Raw genomic sequence first — 6553 nt, 5'->3', positions numbered from 1 at the left:
AAGGGTCCATGTTGAGCATGAACCCTTTTTACACGAGCCACCGGATCGGTCAACTGATCCTTAAACGATCGGCATTAGCCACAGGGGCTGCCTTTTTGCTGTTTGCGGCTCAGACTTATTTAAAGAAGTCTGCGCTGATGGTGAGGTTGCCACCGCTTTTGTTCTGCCACTGGCGGGTAATGTGGTAGAACTTGGCGCCTTTAGCCGCAGCACGGTTCGCCACTTCCTGCGAAACGTCCGTGGTGCTGTTGAAGTGACCGGTGAAGGTCGTGGAATCAAACGGCACCATCTGGGCAGCGGTCACGTCATTCACTTCCTGAATTTTCGCGCCGTTGGTTGCTGTGACAGTGTAACGTTTGCCGGTAGAAGACTGAGTTTCGAAGAAACGGCCTACATCACGGCTTGGGCTGCCGGAAGAGGCTACGCCCGGGATTTCAACGGTTGCCGCTGCGGCACCACCGGCAGCCAGTGCTGCTTTACCAGCTTCAGAATCAGCAGGGATAGCATCTGGCGACTGAACCACGCGTTTTGGCGCATCTTTCTTATAAATAAACGCGGTGATGTACTGGTTGCCGCCGCTGTTGGCATCAATCTGGCGCACGATGAAGAAGGAGTCAGCCCCTTTCTCTTTCGCTGCTTTCGTAATGGCATCGTTAACGTCTGGCTGACTGCGATAGAAACCGCTGACAGTCACAGTATCAAAGGGCTCGAGTCCGTAAGCGACGTCTTTCGGCAGTTCTACCACGCCATTAATGACGCGATAGTGTGGATCCTTGCTCACTTCTGGCGCATCTTTTTTATAGATATCTGCAACTACACGCCAGTTACCGCTATTGTTAGAGCTGTTGGTATCCTGAATATAAAAATAATCTGCACCCAGCGTATCGGCACGGCGGGACACAGCATCAGCCGCATCGCCCAGCGTGTTGAAACGCCCGGTAATAACAATGCGATCAAAAGGCTTAATGGCTGCAGCTTTCTGCGGGCTAATTTCCTGCGCGGCATGTGCAGCAGACAGCGCAGAAACAGAAAACAGGGCCGATGCGATGATCGTTTTTGTCAGCTTCATAAAAAATCCTTTCACCTTGCGCAGTAATGTTGAAACGTGCTGAATTCTTGTTGTGTAACAGGTTAGCGGCCGATTATTGCATGTAACAATGCCGAGTGTCTCAGCAATTTATGGCAATAATGCGTGCGCCCCCGACAATAACAGCTACTTTTTAAACCAGGCATAATTTATATAAGTTTGTTGAATAATCCAAGTAGTGAAATAAATGTTAATTATTCACTATTTTCTAACTTTTATGCCCGACCAGAGCGGGTTATGGTAGATAAATCCTCAGTGATAGATCGGGTTTAAAGCCGGTTATCAGGTGGATTAAAGGCCTGTTTACTCCGGTTTGCAGCAGGTTTGCGGCCCATATCAATTTTTTTATTATTAATTGTCTGACTATCGCTGTGATACGTAGATTATTGATTAGATATTCAGTAGGTTATAAGTGGCCTGAAAATTACAAACCGGAAGCAAATATTAACCGGCAGGCGAGAAGTTGAATTGTTATGAAGATGACACAAATCATCAATGAAAAGGGTGAAGGGAATACTATGCGTATTGGTGTACCAAGAGAGCGGTTGACCAATGAAGCCAGGGTTGCAGCCACGCCGAAAACGGTGGAACAGCTGCTTAAACTCGGCTTTACGGTCGCTATCGAGCAAGGAGCCGGTAAATTAGCCAGCTTTGACGATGCAGCTTATGAACTGGCGGGTGCATCTGTCGTCAGCGGCGATGATGTATGGCAATCAGATATCGTTTTGAAGGTGAACGCGCCTGAAAACGATGAAATCGATAAATTACAGGCAGGCACCACGCTGGTCAGCTTTATCTGGCCGGCGCAAAATCCTGAGCTGATCCAAAAACTGGCTGACCGTCAGGTGACGGCAATGGCAATGGATTCTGTGCCACGTATTTCCCGCGCACAATCTCTGGATGCCCTGAGCTCAATGGCTAACATCGCCGGCTATCGCGCGATTGTGGAAGCCGCCCATGAATTTGGCCGTTTCTTTACCGGGCAGATCACTGCTGCGGGGAAAGTGCCGCCGGCGAAAGTCATGATTATCGGTGCCGGTGTGGCTGGCCTGGCTGCCATCGGCGCAGCAGGTAGCCTGGGTGCTATCGTCCGTGCTTTTGATACCCGTCCTGAAGTAAAGGAACAGGTAAAAAGTATGGGTGCGGAGTTCCTTGAACTGGACTTCGAAGAAGAAGCGGGCAGCGGTGACGGCTACGCTAAAGTGATGTCCGAAGCCTTCATTAAAGCGGAAATGGCGCTGTTCGCAGCCCAGGCCGAAGAAGTGGACATCATCGTGACCACCGCGCTTATCCCGGGACGTCCGGCACCGAAGCTCATCACCAAAGAAATGGTCGCTTCGATGAAACCGGGCAGTGTGATTGTCGATCTGGCGGCACAAACGGGCGGTAACTGTGAACTGACAGTGGCTGATCAGATCACCACTACCGAAAACGGCGTGAAGATTATCGGTTATACCGACCTGCCAAGCCGTCTGCCGACGCAGTCTTCCCAGCTTTATGGCACCAACCTCGTTAACCTGCTGAAATTGCTGTGCAAAGAGAAAAACGGCGAAATCGAAATCGATTTTGAAGATACCGTTGTGCGCGGTGTGACCGTAGTGAAAGCGGGTGAAGTGACCTGGCCAGCTCCGCCGATTCAGGTATCTGCTCAACCTCAGGCAGCCAAAGCGGCAGAGCCTGTGGCTAAAGTGGAAGCCAAACCGGTCTCTCCATGGACCAAATTCATCATAATGGCCGTGGCTATCGTGCTGTTTGGCTGGCTGGCGAACGTGGCGCCGCAAGAGTTCCTCTCTCACTTCACGGTCTTTGCGCTGTCCTGCGTGGTCGGTTACTACGTGGTGTGGAATGTCAGCCATGCGCTGCATACCCCGCTGATGTCGGTAACGAACGCCATTTCAGGGATCATTGTGGTCGGTGCCGTACTGCAAATCGGTCATGGCGGATGGGTCAGCTTCCTGTCTTTCATTGCCGTGCTGATTGCCAGTATCAATATTTTCGGCGGATTCACCGTCACTCAGCGCATGCTGAAGATGTTTCGTAAGAACTAAGGGGAATATATGTCTGGGGGTTTAGTTACAGCAGCATATATTGTTGCCGCTATTCTGTTTATTTGCAGCCTTGCCGGGCTGTCAAAACATGAAACATCCAAGCAGGGTAACATTTTCGGCGTCACCGGGATGGCCATCGCGTTAATTGCGACCATTCTCGGGCCTGACTCCGGAAACGTTGGCTGGATCATCGTAGCCATGGTGATCGGCGGTGCGATTGGTGTTTATCTGGCACGTAAAGTCGAAATGACCGAAATGCCTGAGCTGGTCGCCATCCTGCACAGCTTCGTTGGCCTGGCAGCGGTTCTGGTGGGCTTTAACAGCTATCTGGATCATGGTGCCGTGCCGATGGAAGGTGTGATGGAAAACATCCATCTGACCGAAGTCTTCCTCGGTATCTTCATCGGTGCTGTGACCTTCACCGGTTCGATTGTGGCATTTGGTAAACTGCGCGGGATTATTTCTTCCAAACCGCTGGCATTGCCGCATCGTCACAAGCTGAATCTGGCGGCGCTGGTTGTTTCTTTCCTGCTGATGGTGACGTTTGTCCGCACTGAAAGCGTTGGCCTGCAGGTTGTTGCGCTGTTGATCATGACCGTGATTGCTCTGGCGTTCGGCTGGCACCTGGTGTCTTCCATCGGTGGGGCGGATATGCCGGTTGTGGTGTCGATGCTCAACTCCTATTCCGGTTGGGCGGCGGCGGCGGCGGGCTTCATGCTCAGCAACGATCTGTTGATCGTGACCGGTGCGCTGGTCGGTTCTTCAGGTGCGATTCTGTCTTACATTATGTGTAAAGCGATGAACCGTTCGTTTATCAGCGTGATTGCCGGTGGTTTCGGTACTGACGGTTCTTCTACCGGTGACGCTAAAGAAATGGGCGAGTATCACGAAGCGAGCGCGGAAGACGTGGCAGAACTGCTGAAAAACGCCAGCTCAGTGATCATCACCCCGGGCTACGGCATGGCGGTGGCTCAGGCACAGTATCCGGTTCACGATATTACCGCCAAACTGCGCGCCAAAGGCATCAAGGTTCGTTTCGGTATTCACCCTGTTGCAGGGCGTCTGCCAGGCCATATGAACGTACTGCTGGCTGAGGCGAAAGTGCCTTATGACATCGTGCTGGAAATGGATGAAATCAACGACGATTTCAGCGATACCGATGTTGTACTGGTTATCGGTGCCAATGACACCGTGAACCCGGCAGCACAGGAAGATCCACGCAGTCCAATCGCCGGCATGCCGGTACTGGAAGTGTGGAAAGCGCAGAACGTGATCGTCTTTAAACGTTCAATGAATACCGGTTACGCCGGTGTGCAGAACCCGCTGTTCTTCAAAGAAAACACTCAGATGCTGTTTGGCGATGCCAAAGAAAGCGTCGAGAAAATCCTGCGCGCTCTGTAATTCCTGAGCCGTAATGAAAAAGGCCAGTCATTTGACTGGCCTTTCTTTTGTGCACTACTTAGTGATTGTTCTCAGAAGATCACTCGTCGTCATCTTCTTCTTCGTCATCGGAGGTAATCGGACATTCGAAATCATCCGGTTTGATGGCCAGTAAATCGCATTTCAGATGGTCGATCACCTGTTCGGTCGTATTGCCTAAAAACGCGGCAGAAAGACCAGTACGGCCAATCGCGCCGAGCACAACCACACCCGCCTGTAAATGCTCAGCAAGGTCAGGAATGACTTCTTCCGGCAAACCCTTTTCCACGTGCGTGAATTTTTCGTCGAGCTGGAATTTCTGACGCAATGCTTTCATGGCAATCAGGTGCTGACCGCGGATAGCATCGTTGTAGACGCTCGGGTCAAAGTCAGGCAGTTCGATGGCGATATTAATCGGCGTGACCGGATACGCGCCAACCAGATGGACTTCCGTCTGATTAACGTGAGAGGCCAGTTCGATGGTTTCTTTCACCAGTTTGATATTGAGCGGGTCGTGATAGGGCTCTTCGCTGGAAAGGTTAACCGCGACGACGGCTTTACCGCCTTCAGGCCATGGCTGGTCTTTTACCATCCAGACCGGGCAAGGGCACTTGCGCAGTAAATTCCAGTCGGTTGGTGTGAAGATCACGGATTCAAGACGGTCGTGCTGATGTGCCATTTTCAACAGCAAATCATGATTACCGGCGATCACTTCCTGAATAATGGCTTCGAAAGGTTTGTTGTGCCAGACCACTTTGACGTCGATGGCAATACCCGCTTGGGCATAATAGCGGCACTGCTCTTTAATCCATTCTTCCCGCTCGTTGATGACACTTTGTCGCATGCTGATTCGCTCGTCCGGCGAAAGCATGGTGGTCATTTCATAGGAGAAATCATAAATCGACAAAAAGGCTTTGATGCTGCCGCCATTACGTTGCACCAGATAAACGGCACGACGCAGCGCGGGTTGGTCATCCTGATTGGGGTCGATAGCAACGAGTAAATTCTGATACTTAGCCATGGGGACTCCTTAACACCTGTAAGAGAACGGCGGTCAGTGTATTAAGTACAGAGTAAACCAAGATTAAGCAATCGGATAGCGGAGAAATTGAGTCGGATCAACAAATTATTCCTTGATGATCCGACGCACTCATTGTCAGGCGGCCGCCTGGCAGATTATGCAGAGACCGGTGCAGACTGACCGGCTAACTGAGAAAGCATTTCATGATTCTCGATGGTGATGTATTTACCTTTAACACTCAGCATTTCTGATTTCTGGAAACGGCCGAGCAGGCGGCTGATGGTTTCCACGGTCAGGCCGAGGTAGTTACCGATATCACCACGGGTCATTGTCAGGCGGAATTCGCGCTGAGAGAAACCACGCTGTGCGAAGCGGCGGGAGAGGTTATAGATAAATGCAGCCAGACGTTCTTCAGCATTTTTCTTCGAAAGCAACAGGATCATATCCTGGTCGCCTTTGATCTCACCGCTCATCAGACGCATCATTTGCTGACGCAGATTCGGCATTTTACCGGACAAATCGTCCAGCGTTTCGAACGGGATTTCGCAAACCATTGAGGTTTCCAGCGCCTGAGCAAAGCTCGGGTGCTGTAAGCCACCGATAGCATCAAAGCCGACTAAATCGCCTGCCAGATGGAAACCGGTAATTTGTTCGTCACCTTGTTCAGTAATGGTATAGCTCTTGATGGTCCCTGAACGGATAGCATAAAGGGATTTCAATTCATCACCGGCTTTAAACAATGCCTGACCTTTTTGGATCGGCTTCTTCCTTTCGATAATGTTATCGAGCTGATCAAGTTCATGCTCATTAAGCGTGAAAGGAATACAAAGCTGGCTGATGCTACAGTCCTGACAATGGATAGCACAACCACCAGATTGGATACGTCGAATAATACGCTTTTCCGGGATCATAAGAGTCACTCTGGCAATATTGATATGGGTCAATTTTAACATCTTTTATGGCGAGTGATAAGTAGCT

The 6553-nt window shown here is 50.7% G+C and carries 5 protein-coding genes; 2 read left to right on the top strand and 3 right to left on the bottom strand.

Annotated elements, in window-relative coordinates:
- Nucleotides 1-115: 115 nt before the first annotated feature.
- Complete coding sequence (gene ydgH / locus D6C13_RS19690; protein WP_120134362.1) at nt 116-1069, bottom strand: DUF1471 family protein YdgH; 954 nt, start codon at nt 1067-1069, stop codon at nt 116-118.
- A gap of 536 nt (nt 1070-1605) precedes the next feature.
- Between ydgH and pntA the strand changes: the two genes are divergently transcribed.
- The gene (pntA, locus tag D6C13_RS19685) at nt 1606-3135 is read left to right on the top strand and encodes a Re/Si-specific NAD(P)(+) transhydrogenase subunit alpha (protein ID WP_120134361.1); all 1530 of its coding nucleotides are present in this window, start codon (nt 1606-1608) and stop codon (nt 3133-3135) included.
- A gap of 9 nt (nt 3136-3144) precedes the next feature.
- The gene (gene pntB / locus D6C13_RS19680) at nt 3145-4536 is read left to right on the top strand and encodes a Re/Si-specific NAD(P)(+) transhydrogenase subunit beta (protein WP_120134360.1); all 1392 of its coding nucleotides are present in this window, start codon (nt 3145-3147) and stop codon (nt 4534-4536) included.
- 79 nt (nt 4537-4615) lie between these two features.
- Here pntB and uspE read toward each other — a convergent pair whose 3' ends face one another.
- The gene (gene uspE / locus D6C13_RS19675; RefSeq protein WP_120134359.1) at nt 4616-5575 is read right to left on the bottom strand and encodes a universal stress protein UspE; all 960 of its coding nucleotides are present in this window, start codon (nt 5573-5575) and stop codon (nt 4616-4618) included.
- 155 nt (nt 5576-5730) lie between these two features.
- Nucleotides 5731-6486: an FNR family transcription factor gene (locus D6C13_RS19670; protein ID WP_013575564.1), complete on the bottom strand. Its 756-nt coding sequence runs from the start codon at nt 6484-6486 to the stop codon at nt 5731-5733.
- Between the last annotated feature and the right edge of the window lie 67 nt (nt 6487-6553).

The sequence above is a fragment of the Rahnella woolbedingensis genome, assembly GCF_003602095.1.
Classification (GTDB): Bacteria; Pseudomonadota; Gammaproteobacteria; order Enterobacterales; family Enterobacteriaceae; genus Rahnella; species Rahnella woolbedingensis.
Note: the sequence above shows the minus strand (reverse complement) of the source record. Positions and strands in the feature narration are given on the sequence as shown.